Annotated in this window: 20 protein-coding genes; 14 read left to right on the forward strand and 6 right to left on the reverse strand. The window is 69.4% G+C overall.

The features are described 5' to 3' along the window. Positions 1 to 39 precede the first annotated feature (39 nt). Complete coding sequence (gene eutC / locus E6C76_RS01080) at positions 40 to 936, reverse strand: ethanolamine ammonia-lyase subunit EutC (protein ID WP_136346425.1); 897 nt, start codon at positions 934 to 936, stop codon at positions 40 to 42. Positions 937 to 955: 19 nt separating this feature from the next. After that, the gene (locus E6C76_RS01085; protein WP_136346426.1) at positions 956 to 2,317 is read right to left on the reverse strand and encodes an ethanolamine ammonia-lyase subunit EutB; all 1,362 of its coding nucleotides are present in this window, start codon (positions 2,315 to 2,317) and stop codon (positions 956 to 958) included. A 372-nt stretch (positions 2,318 to 2,689) separates the two neighbouring features. Here E6C76_RS01085 and E6C76_RS01090 point away from each other — a divergent pair, with 372 nt between their 5' ends. Further along, positions 2,690 to 3,775 carry a helix-turn-helix domain-containing protein gene (locus E6C76_RS01090; RefSeq protein ID WP_136346427.1) on the forward strand — a complete coding sequence of 362 codons (1,086 nt, stop codon included), beginning with the start codon at positions 2,690 to 2,692 and terminating at the stop codon, positions 3,773 to 3,775. A gap of 66 nt (positions 3,776 to 3,841) precedes the next feature. On the opposite strand, the gene E6C76_RS01095 is transcribed toward E6C76_RS01090, so the two are convergent. Genes E6C76_RS01095 through E6C76_RS01105 form a run of 3 tightly spaced genes read right to left on the reverse strand, consistent with a single transcriptional unit; the run spans position 3,842 to position 4,849 of the window. After that, the gene (locus E6C76_RS01095) at positions 3,842 to 4,114 is read right to left on the reverse strand and encodes a hypothetical protein (protein ID WP_136346428.1); all 273 of its coding nucleotides are present in this window, start codon (positions 4,112 to 4,114) and stop codon (positions 3,842 to 3,844) included. 1 nt (position 4,115) lies between these two features. Beyond that, the gene (gene fdxA, locus E6C76_RS01100; RefSeq protein ID WP_136346429.1) at positions 4,116 to 4,496 is read right to left on the reverse strand and encodes a ferredoxin FdxA; all 381 of its coding nucleotides are present in this window, start codon (positions 4,494 to 4,496) and stop codon (positions 4,116 to 4,118) included. Further along, complete coding sequence (locus tag E6C76_RS01105; protein WP_136346430.1) at positions 4,493 to 4,849, reverse strand: hemerythrin domain-containing protein; 357 nt, start codon at positions 4,847 to 4,849, stop codon at positions 4,493 to 4,495. The genes fdxA and E6C76_RS01105 overlap by 4 nt, the downstream gene beginning before the upstream one ends. Positions 4,850 to 4,980: 131 nt before the next feature. Here E6C76_RS01105 and E6C76_RS01110 point away from each other — a divergent pair, with 131 nt between their 5' ends. The 13 genes from E6C76_RS01110 (at position 4,981) to E6C76_RS01170 (ending at position 16,429) form a co-directional block, all read left to right on the forward strand. Beyond that, positions 4,981 to 5,466, forward strand: a complete 486-nt coding sequence (locus tag E6C76_RS01110) for an RrF2 family transcriptional regulator (RefSeq protein WP_136346431.1) — start codon at positions 4,981 to 4,983, stop codon at positions 5,464 to 5,466. A gap of 222 nt (positions 5,467 to 5,688) precedes the next feature. Continuing rightward, positions 5,689 to 6,033, forward strand: coding sequence for an ethanolamine utilization microcompartment protein EutS (gene eutS / locus E6C76_RS01115; protein ID WP_136346432.1), 345 nt, complete (start codon positions 5,689 to 5,691; stop codon positions 6,031 to 6,033). Between the two features lie 8 nt (positions 6,034 to 6,041). Next, positions 6,042 to 6,539 (forward strand): EutP/PduV family microcompartment system protein, encoded by a 498-nt coding sequence (locus tag E6C76_RS01120; protein ID WP_136346433.1) that lies wholly within the window; start codon positions 6,042 to 6,044, stop codon positions 6,537 to 6,539. Continuing rightward, entirely contained in the window at positions 6,523 to 7,335 is an 813-nt protein-coding gene (gene eutQ / locus E6C76_RS01125) for an ethanolamine utilization acetate kinase EutQ (RefSeq protein ID WP_136346434.1), read from the forward strand. The genes E6C76_RS01120 and eutQ overlap by 17 nt, the downstream gene beginning before the upstream one ends. Before the next feature lie 20 nt (positions 7,336 to 7,355). Then, positions 7,356 to 8,204 (forward strand): ethanolamine utilization cob(I)yrinic acid a,c-diamide adenosyltransferase EutT, encoded by an 849-nt coding sequence (gene eutT / locus E6C76_RS01130; RefSeq protein ID WP_136346435.1) that lies wholly within the window; start codon positions 7,356 to 7,358, stop codon positions 8,202 to 8,204. After that, on the forward strand, positions 8,195 to 9,241 hold the full coding sequence (locus E6C76_RS01135) for a phosphotransacetylase (RefSeq protein ID WP_136346436.1): 1,047 nt from the start codon (positions 8,195 to 8,197) through the stop codon (positions 9,239 to 9,241). The genes eutT and E6C76_RS01135 overlap by 10 nt, the downstream gene beginning before the upstream one ends. 35 nt (positions 9,242 to 9,276) lie before the next feature. Further along, the gene (gene eutM / locus E6C76_RS01140; RefSeq protein WP_136346437.1) at positions 9,277 to 9,564 is read left to right on the forward strand and encodes an ethanolamine utilization microcompartment protein EutM; all 288 of its coding nucleotides are present in this window, start codon (positions 9,277 to 9,279) and stop codon (positions 9,562 to 9,564) included. A gap of 190 nt (positions 9,565 to 9,754) precedes the next feature. Then, positions 9,755 to 10,039 (forward strand): EutN/CcmL family microcompartment protein, encoded by a 285-nt coding sequence (locus E6C76_RS01145; protein WP_136346438.1) that lies wholly within the window; start codon positions 9,755 to 9,757, stop codon positions 10,037 to 10,039. Between the two features lie 106 nt (positions 10,040 to 10,145). Beyond that, positions 10,146 to 11,570 carry an aldehyde dehydrogenase family protein gene (locus E6C76_RS01150; protein WP_211090071.1) on the forward strand — a complete coding sequence of 475 codons (1,425 nt, stop codon included), beginning with the start codon at positions 10,146 to 10,148 and terminating at the stop codon, positions 11,568 to 11,570. A gap of 21 nt (positions 11,571 to 11,591) precedes the next feature. Beyond that, positions 11,592 to 12,440, forward strand: coding sequence for an ethanolamine utilization protein EutJ (gene eutJ, locus E6C76_RS01155; protein ID WP_136346439.1), 849 nt, complete (start codon positions 11,592 to 11,594; stop codon positions 12,438 to 12,440). 3 nt (positions 12,441 to 12,443) lie between these two features. After that, on the forward strand, positions 12,444 to 13,670 hold the full coding sequence (locus E6C76_RS01160; protein ID WP_136346440.1) for an iron-containing alcohol dehydrogenase family protein: 1,227 nt from the start codon (positions 12,444 to 12,446) through the stop codon (positions 13,668 to 13,670). Between the two features lie 35 nt (positions 13,671 to 13,705). Beyond that, positions 13,706 to 14,947, forward strand: coding sequence for an ethanolamine utilization protein EutH (gene eutH, locus E6C76_RS01165; RefSeq protein WP_136346441.1), 1,242 nt, complete (start codon positions 13,706 to 13,708; stop codon positions 14,945 to 14,947). A 33-nt stretch (positions 14,948 to 14,980) separates the two neighbouring features. Beyond that, positions 14,981 to 16,429 (forward strand): ethanolamine ammonia-lyase reactivating factor EutA, encoded by a 1,449-nt coding sequence (locus E6C76_RS01170; protein ID WP_136346442.1) that lies wholly within the window; start codon positions 14,981 to 14,983, stop codon positions 16,427 to 16,429. A gap of 22 nt (positions 16,430 to 16,451) precedes the next feature. On the opposite strand, the gene E6C76_RS01175 is transcribed toward E6C76_RS01170, so the two are convergent. After that, complete coding sequence (locus tag E6C76_RS01175; RefSeq protein ID WP_136346443.1) at positions 16,452 to 17,705, reverse strand: HD-GYP domain-containing protein; 1,254 nt, start codon at positions 17,703 to 17,705, stop codon at positions 16,452 to 16,454. Positions 17,706 to 17,732 lie beyond the last annotated feature (27 nt).

Genomic DNA, 17,732 nt, shown 5'->3' on the forward strand with positions numbered 1-17,732 from the left:
ATAGCCGGTACGGCTGGTTGTCCGCTGTGCGCGTCCGCGTTACTTGTTCAGGGCGATGCCCGAGGCCTTCTGCGCCAGCATGCGCTTGGCCAGATCGACGATCACCGCCGCCGCTTCCACCGGCGGCGTGCCGGCGCGGTGGATGTTGGAAATGCAGGTGCGGTCCGCTTCCACGGTCTGCGAGGTGGGGCTGTACACCATGTAGCAGGACAGGCTTTCGGACTGCCCCAGGCCCGGCCGCTCGCCGATCAGCAGGATCACCACCTGGGCGCCGAGCAGCTCGCCGATCTGGTCCTCGACCTTGACGCGGCCGTAGCGCACGAAGAACGGCGTGCCCACGTTCAGCCCGGCGCTTTCCAGCCCCTTCAGCAGCGGCGGCAGGATTTCGTCGTAGTTGGCGGTGATCGCGTCGGTGGATAGTCCGTCGGACACCACCACCTGCACCTGCGGCGCCTGCTTGCACTGGGCCTTGAGGGTCTGCACCGCTTCGGCCGACAGGCGCCGCCCCAGGTCGGGCCGGGTCAGGTACTGGTCCTTGTCGCTGATTTCGCTGTGCACTTCGAGCAGGCCGGTCTTTTCCAGCCAGGCGGCGGGCACGTCCTGCAGCACGGTGTCCTTGGAGCGCGAGTGGTCGGCCAGGAAACGCAGCAGCGAGGTGGTGCGCGGGCGCGTGCCGACGCGGCCCGAGCACACGCGCGAGCCGGTGTTGCGCTTGAGTTCCTGCAGCACCTCGGCATGCTTGGGCTGCTGCACGCCGATCCAGTTCTTCACCGAGACGTCGCCCAGGTCGGGCAGGCATCCGCCGTCGTCCGCCGGGGCCGCCTGCGTTGTTGCCGCGCCGGCTTGCGCCGCGCCGCCGTTTGCCGCCGCGCCGGCCGTGGCGCCGATCTGCCCGAGTACCGCGCGGACAATGCTCTCGATCTGTTTCTGGTCCATGATCAACACGCCCCCAATGTCAGAAGAACCACGACGCGTCGCCGGCGTTGCGGGTCAGGCGGCCGTCTTCCATCAGCCCCATCTTTTCCAGCCAGCGCTCGAACTCCGGCGCCGGGCGGCGGTTCAGCACCTTGCGCAGGGTGGCCGTGTCGTGGAAGGCGCTGGTCTGGTAATTGAGCATGATGTCGTCGCCCAGGGGCATGCCCATGATGAAGTTCACCCCGGCGGCGCCGAGCAGCACCATCAGGTTCTCGTTGGAGTTCTGGTCGGCCTCGGCGTGGTTGGTGTAGCAGGTGTCGCAGCCCATCGACACGCCCGTCAGCTTGCCCATGAAGTGGTCTTCCAGCCCGGCGCGGATGATCTGGCGGTCGTTGTAGAGGTATTCCGGCCCGATGAAACCCACCACGGTGTTCACCAGCATCGGGTCGTAGTGGCGCGCCAGCCCGTAGTTGCGCGCCTCCATGGTCACCTGGTCGGCGCCGTGGTGCGCGCCGGCCGACAGGGCCGAGCCCTGGCCGGTCTCGAAGTACAGGCAGTTCGGCCCGGCCAGGCGGTTGTGCGTGCGGCCGACCTCGGCGGCCTCGTCGAGCATGGCGATCTCGACGCCGAATTCCTTCAGGCCCTTCTCGCTGCCGCAGATGCTCTGGAAGATCAGCCCGCCCGGCGCGCCTCGGCGGATCGCGGCGATCTGCGTGGTGACGTGGGCCAGCACGCAACCCTGGGTGGGGATGCCGTACTTGTCGATGATCTCGTAGAGGGTGTCGAGAATGCGGTGCACGTTCTCCACGTTGTCGGTCACCGGGTTCACCCCGATCACCGCGTCGCCGACGCCGTAGGACAGCCCCTCGAAAATCTGCGCGCGGATGCTCTCCAGGTTGTCGCGCGTGTCGTTGGGCTGCAGGCGCGCGGAGATGCGCCCCGGCAGGCCGATGGTGGTGTTGGCCTTCTTCACCACGGGCATCTTCGAGGCGCCGTAGATCAGATCGGCGTTGGAACAGATCTTCGCCACGGCGGCGACCATCTCTGCCGTCAGGCCCTTGCGGATCAGCGCGATGTCATCGTTGGTGGTGGTGTCGTCGAGCACGTATTCGCGCAGTTCGCCGACCGTCCAGCTCTTGACCTTGTCGTAGGCCGCCGAGTTGATGTCGTCCTGGATGATGCGCGTGACGCAGTCCTCCTCGTACGGCACCGCCGGGTTGTTGCGCAGGTCAGCCAGGGTCAGCTCGGACAGCACGTACTTCGCCGCCACCCGCTCGCGCGCGCTCTGCGCCGCCACCCCCGCCAGAACGTCGCCCGAACGCGGGTCGTTCGCCTTGGCCAGCACTTCCTTGACGTCCTTGAACGGGTACGTCTGGCCGAACAACTGAGCCTTGAGTTTCATGTGCGTTCCACCCCGAAAGAAAGAGGAAACGATCGGCCGCGCCGCGAGCGCCGCACCGTGCTGCTGCACGGCTCGGCCGGACGGGTCTGCCGGCAGGGTCCGCGCCCGGCGGCCGGAGCCATTCCATTCGATGTGCCGATGCTACGCCCGGGGTTTTTTCGGCCGCTAACAAAAATCGGCAAGTTTCGGCGGAGGCCGCCATCCGCATATCCGCACAATGCGCCGTCATTGACGCCGGCTGGTCGGCGGTCTATGGTTTTTACGCCTGCGAGGGCTCCGTTCACCGTTCCCGACGCGTGAAGGGCAGTCTCGTGCAGAACCGGAAATCCGGGGGGCGGCCCCCGGTGCGCCCGGTCGAGGCGGAGGAAGAAGATGAAGGACAGCGACACGATCGCCATGGCGGACGGCACCCCCCTGCCGCTGGGCGACACGAAGGGGCGCATCCGCGTCTCGGACGTCGGCGACGTCGACGAACAGGCGGCCAACATCACCGCCTGGTACCAGGAATACGATCAGCTCGGCGCCGGCAAATTCTTCGGCTCGATCACCGAGGTGTGGCTCGGGCAGATGCAGTTCTTCCTCGAAACCACCAGCCACGCGCTGCGCCAGACCTGCGTGGTGTGGCCCGGGGCGTTCTGGTTCGGCCTGCCGCGCTGCGACAGCGCCGACGGCCTGGTCAACGCATCGCCGCTGGACCGCAACGCCATCGCCGTGCGCCCCGGCGGCGCCGATTTCGAGCTGCTGACCCCGGAGGACTACCAGATTCTCGGGGTCGTCATCGACGAAACCCTGCTCGAACGCCACGCCCACGTCGCCGAGCGTCCCGATCTGCTCGACCTGCTGCGCAAGGGCGAGTCCTTTCCGCTGCTGGCGCGGCAGAAGGCGTGGTTCTGGCAGCGCGTGTCGCACACCCTGCTGGAGGCCGCCAGCCTGGGGCAGCAGCGGCTGCCCGACACGGTCTGCGACACGCTGGTGGAAGAGCTGATGACCGGGCTGTTCGAACTGTTCGACGACCATATCGCCCCGGTCAAGCTGCGCCACAGCAATCTCAGCTACCGCCGGCTGGTGTCCGGCGCCCGCGACTACGTGCTGTCGCAGCCCGACCAGCTGTTTTCGGTGACCGATCTGTGCGAACAGCTCCACGTCAGCCGCCGCACCCTGCAGAACGCCTTCCACTCGGTGCTCGGCATCTGCCCGGTCAGCTACCTCAAGGCCCTGCGCCTGAATGCCGTGCGCCGCACGCTGCGCAACCACGAATCCGGCTTCAGCACCGTGCAGGACGTCGCCGCGCTGTGGGGCTTCTGGCACATGAGCCAGTTCGCCGCCGACTACTTCGCCATGTTCTCGGAGCATCCCTCCGAAACGCTCAAGGCCGGCGGCGGCGACGGCATGTGCTTCCGCTATCCGTCGGGCGAACGCAGCAGGGCGGGCCACGGGCCGCGCCCGCTCAATACCTGAGCGCCTGCTGCAATCTTCCCGGGAGCGCTGCTGGCGCGCGCCCGGCGCGGCGGATGGCGACCCCGCTCAACCGGCCGAGTAGTTGCCGAGCGCGTGATGCGCAGCCAGGCGCACCACGTAGCCGAGCTTGAAGAACGCGGCGGCCACCGGCAGCAGCAGGTGGGCGGCGATCTGCGCGGGCAGGCTGAAACTGGACGCATAGGGGTAGGCGATCATCACCGTGACCAGCATCGCCACGAAGGACGCGGCCATCATGGCGCGGCCCAGAGACAGTATCCGCTGTGGCGTGCGGAACAGCGGGGTGGACGCGATGTAGTCGGCGAGCGATGTCGGTCGCATGTCAGGAATCCTCTCGGTGCGTTGATGGGGACGATGGAGTGCCGGCGGCAGCCGGCGTTCCGCTTTCCAGCCACTGGCGTTTTTCGCCGACGCCGGCCCAGGCATCGGCGTCCGGCAAGGGCGCGTGGCTCGCGACGATGCTCGGCCAGGCTTTTGCCAGTTCGGCGTTCAGCACGGCGTACTCGCGCTGGGCCTCACTCAGATCGTCTTCGGGCAGGATGGCATCGACCGGGCATTCGGGGATGCACAAGGTACAGTCGATGCACTCCCCCGGATCGATGACCAGAAAATTCGGGCCTTCGCGAAATGCATCGACCGGGCAGACATCGACGCAGTCGGTGTATTTGCAGCGGATGCACGCTTCGGTGACGACATGGGTCATGGCGCGGCCTCCCCGAGCAGGCGCTCGACGGCCGGGAACAGTTCCCGCTCCTCGAAGCGTACGTGATCGATCAGCGCCTGCCCGGCTTCGGCCTCGCCGCGGCCCTGCTTCGCGTGGGCGAACAAGCCGGCCAGCATGGCGTGCTCCCCGGTCAGGCGCCGGGCCAGCGTGTGCTGGCCGTTGGCTTCGAGCAGCGGCAGCAGCGTGCGCTCCTCTTCCGTGAAATGCGCAGCCAGCGCGTCGGCCTGCTCGCACAGCGCGGCGCTCGCGCCGCCTTTCAACAGGTAGCGCCCCAGCCTGAGGGCGGCGTGATGCTCCCTGGACAGATGAACGAGGCGTCGATCGCGTTTCATGGCGGGCTCCGGTGAGCGGGCTATAAGATTCATATTACGCGCATCTTTTAAAGAGTCAACTTGGATGCATCTTTTGTTGCTACCATGGCCCGACCCCTCCCTTTGCACGCGGCACGGCCGGAGAATCCGCGATGAACATCACCCAGCACACCGACTACGCGCTGCGCCTGTTGATCTATCTCGGCGCCTGTCCGGAACGGCGCGTCACCATCAAGGAAGTGGCGGAACGCTTCGACATTTCGCGCAGCCACCTGATGAAGATCGTCAACGAACTGGTGGCCGCCGGCTTCGTGGACGGCGCGCGGGGCAAGGGCGGCGGGTTGCGGCTGGCCCGCCCGCCCGAGGCGATCCGGCTGGGGGAGGTGGTGCGGCAAATGGAACGGGGATTCGAACTGGTCGAATGCTTCGGCGCCCACTCGCGCTGCCTGCTGGATTCGGGCTGTCGCCTGAAGGGTGCGCTGCAGGGCGCGCTGCAGGCATTCCTGGCCTCGCTCGACGAGGTGTCGCTGGCGGACCTGATCGCGCCGCGCGCGCGGCTGCGCCAGATCCTCAGCATCGCCACCCCCATCGCGGCGCCCGTGCGGCGCACGGGCGCCGGGGCCCCGTCGTCTTCGTAGCGGCGCGTCCCCGTCCGCGCCGCCTGGCGCCTCCCGGCAAACTTGCCGATTTTTGTTAGCGGCCGAAAAAACGCCGACGGTAGTATCGAAGCGTGCCCGTTGCCATCGCGGCGGCGCGGGCGGAGGCCCGGCCTTCGCCCGCATCGTCCGCGGCGGGGTGTTCGCAGGGCGTTCTTCGAGGAGGAGCCGCCTCCGGCGTGTCGCGGAGCGTTGGCCGAAGCCATGAAATTCGACGACAAGGAACGCATCATCCAGGAGTTCGTGCCCGGCAAGCAGGTCACGCTGGCACACCTGATCGCGCATCCCACCGAAGAGCTGGCCCACAAGATCGGCGTGCCCGGCACCGAGGCGATCGGCATCCTGACGCTCACGCCGGGCGAAACCGCGATCATCGCCGGCGACATCGCCACCAAGGCGGCCGCGGTGCATATCGGCTTTCTCGACCGCTTCAGCGGCGCGCTGGTGATCTGCGGCTCGGTGGGCGCCGTCGATGAAGCCCTCAAGGAAACCCTGGGCGTGCTGCAGCGGCTGCTCGACTATGCCGTGTGCAACATCACCAGGACCTGAGGCGCGCCATGGAACCGTCTTCCGCCCCCTCGATCTACGACCCCAGCCGCTTCGTGCTGGTCGGCCCGGTCGCGGCGGGCAAGACCACGCTGTTCAACGCGCTGATCGGCCGCCGCGAGGCGGCGATGAAGACCCAGGCGCTGGACTACGAGAACGGCATCGTCGACACCCCGGGCGAGTTCTTCAGCCATCCGCGCCTGTACCACGCGCTGATCAACACCATCGCCGACGCCAGGACCATCGTCTATGTGCACGGCGCCATCGACTTCGACTACCGGCTGCCGCCGGGGCTGCTCGACGTCAATGCCGACAAGCGCCTGATGGCGGCGATCACCAAGATCGACCTGCCGGGCGCCGACCCGCAGCGCGTCGAGGCGCTGCTGCGCGCGGGCGGCTTCAGCGCGCCGATCTTCCAGGTGTCGGTGTTCCGGCCCGAGACGCTGGCGCCCTTCAAACGCTATCTGTTCGAACAGGAAAGGCAGAACGATCATGAAGCAACTCATTAGTGCCGAGGTGGTGCGCAGTGAGCACGCTGCCGGAAAGCGCGACATCATCGTCACGCGCAACGGACATATCGTCACGCCCGAGGCCCGCACGGTGGCGGAAGGGCTGGGCATCCTCATCCGCGAAGGCGCGGGCGAACACAAGGAAGGCGGCGCGAAGCACTGCGGCGCTCCACCCGCGCCGGCCATGCCGGCCGCCGCCGCGGCGCTGCCCGCCGAGGCGCTCGCGCACATCCGCAAGGCGGTGCTGGCGCAGCTGCCGGAAGGCGCGGTGTCCGCCGAGGTGGTCGATCAACTGGTCACCAAGGTCGCCCGCGAGCAACTGGCCCGCCAGGCCGCCACCGCGGCGGTCAACGCGCCGCCCAAGCCCGCCGCGCTCCCCGCCGCGCCGCCGGCCGCCGAACCCGCCGCCGCGGCCGGGCCGCAGCCCTACGAATCGCGCACCATCGCCGGCGGCATCAAGGTGGTGAAGGGCGATTCGGTGCGCATGGGCCTGTTCGACGGCGCCGGCGAGGACAGCCACGTGGGCATCGCCGACGTCGTCACCAGCGCCGACGGCAGTTCGATGGCCGCCGGCTTCATGAGCTGGAACCGCTGCTTCTTCCCCTGGACGCTGAACTATGACGAAGTCGATCTGGTGCTCGAAGGCGAACTGCACATCCGCTGCAACGGCCAGACCGCGGTCGGCAAGGCCGGCGACGTGATCTTCATCCCCAAGGGCTCCAACATCGAATTCGGCACCCCCAGCGAAGTGCGCTTCCTCTACGTCGCCTACCCGGCCAACTGGGCCGACTGCTGAGGGCGAGCGGGGCGGTCATCATGACAACCTACATCACCGAAACCTGGCTGCGCGAGCGCCACGCCCTGGCCGACGGCACCGAGCTGCATCTGCCGGCCGGCGCGGCGCTGACGCCGGCGGCGCAATCGCTGATCGGCGAGCGCCATCTGCGCGTGAAGTACGTGGATGAATCCGGCCAGGTGTTCGTGGACAACCCGAGCGCGGGGCGCGGCAAGCCCGGCGGCGGTGGTGACGCCGGCGAGCGCAAGCGCGTGCACCCGCTCACCGGCGGCGACCGGGCGCACCCCATGCATTGCACGCTGTGCCGCCAGGCGGTGGACAAGAAGCCGGACACGCTGACCCACCTGAACGCCGACACGCTGGTGTCCAAGAACGACCCGCGCATCCATCTGCGCGGCCGGATCGACAGCGCCATCGCCTGCGCGGTGTGGATCCAGGCCGAACTGGCGGAGAGCGACAAGCCGTCGAGCCGCCGCATCGCTCCCTACCTCGCCGACATCCGCTCCGACCTGGGCAACGTGCTGCGCGCCGAGGCCACCGGCGAACCCCTGCACGCGGTGCACATGGGCGGATTCGACGCCGAGGCCATCCACCGCATGTCGCACGCGCCGCTCCAGCACCTGGGCTACGACCATATCGTGCCCGAGGCTGCGCACGGGCTGACCGCCGCGCGCCTGAACCTGCTGCGCACCGCCATCCGCGACGTCGAACTGGTGGCCGCGCGCCTCTACATCGGCGGCGATTTCGAGATCGCCCGCCCGGACATCCTGGAAGGGCTCAACCGCCTGAGCAGCGCCGTGTATGTGCTGATGATCGTCGCCGTGATGGTGGACCGCGGCATGACGGTGAAGGAGGCGGCATGGAACTGATGCGCCGCTGCGCCGAGTTCGCCCAGGGGCAGCCCCCGCGCGTGGTCTTCCCGGACGCGCTGGACGCGCGCGCCATCGAGGCCGCCCGCCATCTGCAGGCGCGCGGCTGGGCCAGGCCGGTGCTGCTCGCCAACCCCTTCGAGCTGCGCGCGCTGTGCCTGGAAAAAGGCCTCGGCCAGGGCACGCTGAAGCTGCTCGACCCGGCCCGCGCGCAGGCGCGCCATGCCTATGGCGAACTGCTGCGGGCGCGCATGCCCAAGGCCGCGCAGGAAGAAATCGCCGCGCGGCTGTCCGAGCCGCTGTGGTTCGCTGCGGCCATGCTCGCCAGCGGCGACGCCGATCTGTGCATCGGCGGCAACCTGTCCGCCACCGCCAGCGTGCTGCGCGCGGCCATCCGCGTGCTCGGCCTGGCGCCGGGCAACGCCACGGTGTCGTCGATCTTCTTCATGCTTCCACCGGCCGAAGCCTGCGGGCACGACCGGCGCATCCTCGGCTTTGCCGACTGCGGCGTGGTGCCGCAGCCCACGCCGGCGCAACTGGCCGACATCGCCATCGCTTCGGCGGCCAACTACGAACGCGTCACCGGCGAACGCGCCGCCGTCGCGCTGCTGTCCTTCTCCAGCCACGGCAGCGCCCGCCACCCGGCGGTGGACGCGGTGCGCGCGGCCACCGCGCTGGTGCGCGAGCGCCAGCCCGGCCTGCTGGTGGATGGCGACCTGCAGTTCGACGCCGCCATCGTGCCCGCGGTCGCCGCGCTGAAAGTGCCGGACAGCCCCCTGCAAGGCCGCGCCAACGTGCTGGTGTTCCCCTCGCTGGAGGCCGGCAACATCGGCTACAAGATCGCCCAGCGCCTGGGCGGCTACAGTGCGCTCGGCCCGATGCTGCAAGGGCTGGCCGGCCCCATCCACGACCTGTCGCGCGGCTGCAGCAGCGAGGACATCGTCGAAACCTGCCTGCTGGCCACGCTGATGGCCAGCGGCAATGCCGCACCGGCGCCCGTCCCGAACGGGCAGCGCGCCGCTTCCGTATCACCATGATTCCCCAGGAGGGGACTTTTTAAGGAGCAATGAAAATGGAAGCCCTGGGACTGATCGAAACGAAAGGCCTGGTTGCCCTGATCGAAGCCTCCGACGCCATGGTCAAGGCCGCGCGCGTCAAGCTGGTCGGCGTCAAGCAGATCGGCGGCGGTTTCGTCACCGCGATGGTGCGTGGCGACGTGGCGGCCTGCAAGGCGGCCACCGATGCCGGCGCCGCGGCCGCGCAGCGCATCGGCGAACTGGTGTCGGTGCACGTCATCCCGCGTCCGCACGGCGATCTGGAAGAAGTGTTCCCGATCAAGCTGGACGGCGGACTGGACTGAGCGGCCGGACGGTTCGGCGCAGCTCGACCGGACGGCCCGGCCGCCACGCCCCGCCAGGGGCAGGCGGCCGATGGCCGATCCACGGCGGTACAGGCAAGCGGATCACGCGCGCCAGCGCCGGCACGCCCTGCCAACGGCAAGGGTGGGTCGCGGTGCGAGCGCCGGCGGTCGAAGGCTCTGTGGTGAACACATGGAACTAGCAATCGTACTGGGGCAGGTCGTTTCCACGGTGAAACACGCCGGGTTCGAGCAGCAGCGCCTGCTGCTCATCGACTTCATCGACCCCGAAGGCAAACCCAAGGGCAGCCCCTGTGTGGCCGCCGACAGCATCGGCGCGGGCGACGGCGAATGGGTGCTGGTGGTGCAGGGCAGCTCCGCGCGCAAGACGATTTCCAACGAGGTGCCGGTGGACATGAGCGTGGTCGGCATCGTCGATGAAGTGGTGGTCGGCGGAAGGCTTACTTTCCACAAATAGGCCACCGACACGGCCCCGGACGGCGCCGCACGGCGCGCTCCGGCGGGCGGATGAACGAAAGCCGGACGGCCTTGCGGCCGCCCGGCGCAGATGAACACGGGAGTGCATGGTGGATATCGATCTGAAAGACGTCGAACAAATCGTTCGCACGGTACTGGCATCCATGCAGACGCAACCTCAGGCGGCGCAGCCGGCCGCCGGACGGCGCGCCGCACCAGGGGTATTCACCGAACTGGACGACGCGGTCGCCGAGGCCAGCGCGGCGCAGCGGGCCATCCGCCCCCTGGCACTGCGCACCAAGGTGGTCGAGGCCATCCGCAAGGCCGGCGAGGCGCATGCGCGCGAACTGGCCGAACTGGCGGTGGCCGAGACCGGCATGGGCCGCGTCGAGGACAAGTGCGCCAAGAACGTGTCGCAGGCACGCCATACCCCGGGCATCGAATGCCTGGCGCCGACGGCGCTGACCGGCGACCGCGGCCTGACGCTGATCGAAAACGCCGCCTGGGGCGTGATCGCCTCGGTGACGCCGTCCACCAACCCGGCCGCCACCATCCTCAACAACGCCATCAGCATGATCTCGGCCGGCAATTCGGTGGTGTTCGCGCCGCACCCGGCGGCGAAGAAGGTTTCGCAGCGCGCCGTGTCCCTGCTCAACGAGGCCTCGGTGGCCGCCGGCGGGCCGGACAACGTGGTCACCACCGTGCTCAACCCGGACATCGCCACCGCGCAGCGCCTGTTCAGCTACCCCGGCATCCACCTGCTCACCGTCACCGGTGGCGAGGCGGTGGTCGAGGCCGCGCGCAAGCATACCGACAAGCGCCTGATCGCCGCCGGCGCCGGCAACCCGCCGGTGGTGGTGGACGAGACCGCCGATCTGGCCCGCGCCGCGCGCGACATCGTCTGGGGCGCCTCGTTCGACAACAACATCATCTGCGTGGACGAGAAGGAAATCATCGTCGTCGACCGCGTCTGCGACGCGCTGAAAACCGAGATGGCGCGCCACAAGGCGGTGGAACTGACGCCCGACCAGGGCAAGCGCCTGGTCGATGTGCTGCTCAGCAACGTGGGCGCGGACGGCCGCGGCACCGTCAGCCGCGACTGGGTGGGGCGCGACGCGGCCAAGATCGCCGCCGCCATCGGCCTGGAGGTGCCGGCCGACACCCGCCTGCTGTACCTCGAAACGCCGGCCGACCACCCCTTCGCCGTCACCGAACTGATGATGCCGGTGATCCCGGTGGTGCGCGCGCCCGACGTGGATGCCGCCATCGACCTCGCGGTGAAGCTCGAAGGCAACTGCCGCCATACCGCCGCGATGCACTCGCGCAACATCGACGCGCTCGACCGCATGGCCAACGCCATCAACACCAGCATCTTCGTCAAGAACGGCCCCTGCCTGGCCGGGCTGGGCTTCGGCGGCGAAGGCTGGACCACGATGACCATCTCCACGCCCACCGGCGAAGGCGTCACCAGCGCGCGCACCTTCGTGCGCCTGCGCCGCTGCGTGCTGGTGGATCACTTCCGCATCGTCTGAACCCCGCACGCAGGCCTGATCATGCGCCGCATCGACGACTGGCTCGAACCCCGCCTCGCCCGCGCCGCCGCCCTCGCGGCCAGCGGCGAGGCGGCGGGCGACGCGGCGCCGGACACGGAACTGCACCTGGGCATCGACCTGGGCACCAGCGACGTGGTGTCGATGGTGCTCGACGCACGGGGCAACCCCGTCGCCGTGCGCCTGGACTGGGCCGACGTGGTGCGCGACGGCGTGGTGTGGGATTTCTTCGGCGCGGTGCAGATCGTGCGCCGGCAGATTGCTTCGCTCGCCGCGCAGCTCGGCGAGCGCCTGCCGCGCCATGCCGCCACCTCCTACCCGCCGGGCACCGACCCGCGCATCTCGGTCAACGTCATCGAGGCCGCCGAACTGGAGGTCTCGGGCGTCATCGACGAACCCTCGGCGGTGGCCGCGCTGCTGCGGCTGGACCGCGCCGCCGTCGTGGACATCGGCGGCGGCACCACCGGCGTGGCGGTGGCGCAGCAGGGGCGCATCGTCTATTCGGGCGACGAACCCACCGGCGGCCACCACGTCACGCTGACGCTGGCCGGCGCGCGCAACCTGCCGCTGGCCGAGGCCGAGGCGCTCAAGCGGCGCGCCGACAACGCCGCGCTGTGGCCCGTGGTGCGCCCGGTGTTCGACAAGATGGCGCACATCGTCGCCACCCATCTGCAAGGCCAGCAGGTGGACACCCTGTATCTCTCCGGCGGCTCGTGCAGCATGCCCGGCGTACGCGAACTGTTCGCCGAGGCCTTCCCGCAGCTGGCGGTGATCCTGCCGCGGCCCCCGCTGTTTCTCACCCCGCTCGCCATCGCCGCCCACGGGCTGCCCGGCGCGCGGCCGGAGGTTTAGGCCATGAACCACGAAGACGTCAGCACCGTCGTCTATCAGGCCATCGACCTGCTCAACGCCCGTTCGGTGCGTGAATTCTCGGTGCCGCCGAGCACCTTCATCGGCCCCGGCGCCATCGCCCGCATCGGCCAGGCGATCGCCGCGCGCGGCATCGGCCGGGTGTTCGTCGTCATCGACGAAAGCCTGGAAAAGCTCGGGCTCGCCGACGGCATGTACCGCTCGCTGAAAACCCAGGGCCTGGCGCACACCGTGTATTGCCAGCCGGCGCGCGAGCCGGACACCGCGCTGGTGGACAAGATGGCCGTGGCGATGCGCGAGACGCCGTTCGACGGCGTGGTCGCCTTCGGCGGCGGCTCCATCCTCGACGCCGCCAAGGCCGCCGTGGTGCTGGCCGCCAACCCCGGCCTGGGTGTGCACGACATGGCGCAGGATCCGGCGCGCATCGCCGTGCGGCGCGCACCGCTGATCGCCGTGCCGACCACCGCCGGCACCGGCTCGGAGGCCACCAACGCCACCGTCATCACCGGCACCGGCGAGGGCGGCGAACACATCAAGCACCTGATCATCCATCCGGACATGATTCCGGACCTGGCGGTCATCGACGCCTGCCTGACGCTGGGCACGCCGCCGCAGTTCACCGCCGCCGTGGGCGTGGATGCGCTCACCCACGCCATCGAAGCCTACCTCGCCACCCACGCCACGCCGCTCACCAAGGCGCTGGCCTACCGCGCGCTGACGCTGATCGGCGAAGCGCTGCCGATCGCCGTCGGCCAGGGACAGAACGTCGAGGCGCGCGAATCGATGATGCTGGCCTCCTACATGGCCGGCGTGGCCTTCTCCAACGCCGGCCTGGGGCTGTGCCACGCCATGGCGCACCAGATCGGCCCGGCTTACGACATCCCGCACGGCGTGGCCAACGCCATCCTGCTGCCCTCGGTGATGCACTTCAACCAGCTGGTGTGCAAGCGCGACCTGGCCGAGATCGGCCACGCGCTGAGCGGCCGCCTGCTCGACGCGGCGCAGGCGATCCAGTACGTGCAGGAACTCATCGCCGAGTTGGGGCTGCCGGTGAATCTGCGCGACGCCGGCGGCCAGCCCGCCGATTACGAAGGCTTCGCCGACGCCGCGCTGCTCGACCCCAGCCTCGCCACCAACCCGCGCAGCGTGTCGCGCGCGCAGATCATCGAAGTGTATCGCCATGCCCACGCCCGCCAGGGCGCCGGCGGCTGAACCGGATCACCACGGACCACAAGGGGAGCAACATCATGGACAACATCAACGTCATCATCATGTGGATCATGATGAGCTTCATGGTCATCGCCGCGCTGGACCGCATGATGGACCAGTTCGACGGTGCCGAGAAACTGCTCGGCAAGATCGGCCTGGGCGGCCTCGGCCGCGCCATCGGCGGCTCCGGCAAGCAGTTCGAGGAAGGCTTCATGGCGATGGGCGCCCTGGGCCTGGCGATGGTCGGGGTGATGGCGATGGCGCCGGTGCTGGCGCGCATGCTCGGTCCCATCGTGATTCCGCTGTACGAAGCGCTGGGCGCCAACCCGGCGATGTTCGCCACCACGCTGCTGGCGCTGGACATGGGCGGCTTTCCGCTGGCGCGCGAACTGTCCGGCGGCGACGTGGCCGCGTGGATGTACGCCGGGGTGATCCTCGGTTCGATGATGGGCCCCACCATCGTGTTCTCGATTCCGGTCGGGCTGGGCATCATCGACAAGGAAGACCGCCGCTTCCTCGCCATGGGCGTGCTCGCCGGCATGGTCACCATTCCCATCGGCTGCATCGCCGGCGGCCTGGTGGCGATCGGCTCCAACGTGGTCATCGACGGCCAGCCGGTGGACTTCACCCTGGGCATGGTCCTCGGCAACATGACGCCGGTGATCCTGGTCGCGGTGCTGGTGGCGCTGGGGCTGAAGTTCTTCCCCGAGAAAATGATCGCCGGCTTCCAGGTGTTCGCCAAGATCCTGGTCGCGGTCATCACCCTGGGGCTGGCCGCCGCGGTGCTGCACGACCAGATCGGCGTGCGCCTGATCCCCGGCATGGACCCGATCTTCATGGCGCCGGGCGACGTGCCGGGCGAGGACCTGCGCGCCATCGAGACCATCGGCAAGATCGCCGCGGTGCTGCTCGGCGCCTACCCGATGGTGTTCCTGCTGACGCGCTGGTTCGGCAAGTCGCTGGCCAAGGTCGGCGGCCTGCTGAAGATGAACGACACCGCCGCCGCCGGCATGGTGGCCACGCTGGCCAACAACATCCCGATGTTCGTCATGCTCAACAAGATGGACGACCGCGGCAAGGTGCTCAACATCGCCTTCGCGGTGTCGGCGGCCTTCACCTTCGGCGACCACCTGGGCTTCGTCGCGGCGGTGGCCTCGCCGATGATCTTCCCGATGATCGTCGGCAAGCTGGTCGGCGGCGTCACGGCGATCTTCGTGGCGATGATGATCGCGCCCAAGCCGAGCGTCGGCGTCGCCGCACCGGCCGGGCAGAACGCCTGAGCGCCGGCGGGGAGGACAACGGAGAACGCGGCCATGGCCGAGTCCTGGCAGATCCACAGCGTCGGCATCGACATCGGCACGACCACTTCGCAGGTGATCTTCTCGCGCCTCGAAGTGGTCAACCGCGCGGCCGCCTCGCAGGTGCCCAACTACGAGTTCTCGCGCCGCGAGATCCTCTACGTCAGCCCCGCGATCGCCACCCCGGTCGATTTCGAAGGCCACGTGCACGACGACCAGCTGCGCCAGTTCATCATGTCGCAGTACGCTGCGGCCGGGCTGGACACCGAGCAGGTCAAATCCGGCGCCATCATCATCACCGGCGAAACCTCCAAGGCGCGCAACGCCCGCCAGGCGGTGATGGGGCTGGCCGAGCAGCTCGGCGACTTCATCGTCGCCACCGCCGGCCCGCACCTGGAATCGGTGATCGCCGGACAGGGCTCGGGTGCCGCGGAATACTCGCGCACCAACACCTGCCGCGCGCTCAACATCGACATCGGCGGCGGCACCTCCAACTACGCGGTGTTCGAAGCCGGCCGCGTGGTCGACACCGCCTGCCTCAACGTCGGCGGCCACCTGCTCGAACTGGAAAGCGACGGCCGCCTGCGCCACCTGCACGCCCCGGCCAGGCCGATCTGCGCCGAACTGTTCGGCGCCGACTACGCCCGCCGCCTGGCCGACGGGCAGCGCGTCGACGACGACACCGTGACGCGGCTGGCCGAGCGCATGGCCGGCCTGATCCACGAAATCTGCCTCGGCCAGCCCTCGCCGCTGGCGCGCCAGCTGCTGATGACCGAATCCCTGCGGCCGGGCCATCGCTACGACGCGGTATACCTCTCCGGCGGCGTCGGCGCCTGCTACTACGACCCGCGCAGCGCGGCCTCGGCGCGCGCCTTCGGCGACATCGGCCCGGCGCTCGCCGAGGCCCTGCACCGCCATGCCGGCATGCAGGCGCTGCCGCTGCGCGAGCCGCGCCACACCCTGCGCGCCACGGTGATCGGCGCGGGCGCCTACAGCCTGTCGCTGTCGGGCAGCACCATCTGGGTGGACGAGCAGCACCTGCCGGTGCGCAACCTGCCGGTGGTCCATGCCACGCGGCCGTGGGCCGGGTGCACGGCCGAACAGCTCGCCGGGGACTGGGACACCGCGATGCAGCGCATGGACCTCGTCGCCGGCAAGGACGGCTACGCGCTGGGCCTGCCCGACGACCTGCCGGTGGCCTACGCCGACGTCGAGCGCGCCATCGAGGCCATCGTGTGCTTCGCCGCCGCCCACCCCGACCCCGCACGCGCGCTGTTCATCGTCGCCCGCCAGGATCTCGGCAAGGTGCTCGGCATGCTGCTGCAGCCGCGCCTGCAGGGACGCAAGCTCGCCGTCATCGACGAGGTGCAGACCCGCCCGGGCGACTACATCGACGTGGGCAAGCCCTTCATGGGCGGCGAGATCGTGCCGATCACGGTGAAGTCGCTGGCCTTCCCGGGCTGAGCCTTCCCGCCGTCGGGGGGGCTCAGCCGGCGGCGCCCTCGATGTAGTAATCCAGCCGGCCGCGCGGGGCCAGGTATTCGACCACCTCCACCGGCAGCTTGGCCGGATGGGCCACGGATTCGATCTTCAGGTCGAGGTCACGCAGGTCGAGCAGCATGGCCTCGCTGCGCGGGATGTCGGCGTCGTGCAGCATCACCAGCGGAGTGAGCAGGGCGGCCGGGTTGGTTTCCACCACCAGGCCGACGGCGCCGTTGGACAGATGCACGAAGGAGCCCGGCGGATACACCCCCAGCGTCTTCACGAAGGCCTGCAGCAGCGTGGGGTCGAAGTGCGCGCCTTCTTCCTTGAACAGATGGCGCAGCGCTTCCGCCGGCGTGCGCGCGTGGCGCGTGTCCAGCGGGTTGCACAGGTTGTCGTAGCGGTTGGCGATGGCCACGATGCGCGCCAGGCGGGGAATCTTCTCGCCGGCCAGGCGGTTCGGGAAGCCGCTGCCGTCCCAGCGTTCGTGGTGACAGGCGATGACGTTGCGCTCGCCCACCGCCATGCCGCGCGCGCCGGCCACCGCCTGGATGCCGTAGCCGATGTGTGCGCGGTAGAACTCCTCTTCCGGCGGGCTGCGAGTGAGCGCGCGCAGGATGCGCGGCGGAATCTCCGCCTTGCCCACGTCGTGCAGCAGGGCGCCCACGCCGAGCTGGCGCAGGTCGGCCTCGGGCAGTTGCAGCGCGCGCCCGAGCAGCAGCGCGAGCACCATGACGTTGAGCGCATGGAAGGCCAGGCCGCCTTCCCTGGCCTTCTGATTGACCAGATGGATGGCCATGCTTTCCGCGCCGATCAGGCTGTCCACCACCCGGCCGGCGAGCTGGCGGCCGCGCGCGTGGGCTTCCGGGGCATTGGCCGGGAAACCCTTGAGGATGTCGCCGGCGGCGGCCGCATCCTGCTCGTACTGGCGTTCGCGGCGGGCCAGTCCGTCGCGCTGGCGGCGCAGGCGTTCCAGGCGGTGGCGCTTTTCGTCGAGCATGCCGGCCAGCGCGGCGCTGCCGAAGTCGATTTCGGCTTCGTCCCCGTCGTCGTGCGCCAGGGCCTCCGGCAAGGGCTCCACCTCGCTGCGCGCGGGGTCCCAGGGCACTTCGGTCAGCCCCATCTCGCGCAGGGCGCGGATCTGCCGTTCGCTGGACAGGCGGAATTCGTTCAGCATGAACGGATGGCGCATCCAGCCGACCGCGGTCAGCGAGATGAAGACGCCAGGCTGGAGCCGGTCGATGGGAATCTTGTGCATGGGCTGCGTGCAGCGGGGCTGGTGGCG

The organism is Pseudothauera nasutitermitis, from assembly GCF_004801295.1.
GTDB lineage: Bacteria > Pseudomonadota > Gammaproteobacteria > Burkholderiales > Rhodocyclaceae > Pseudothauera > Pseudothauera nasutitermitis.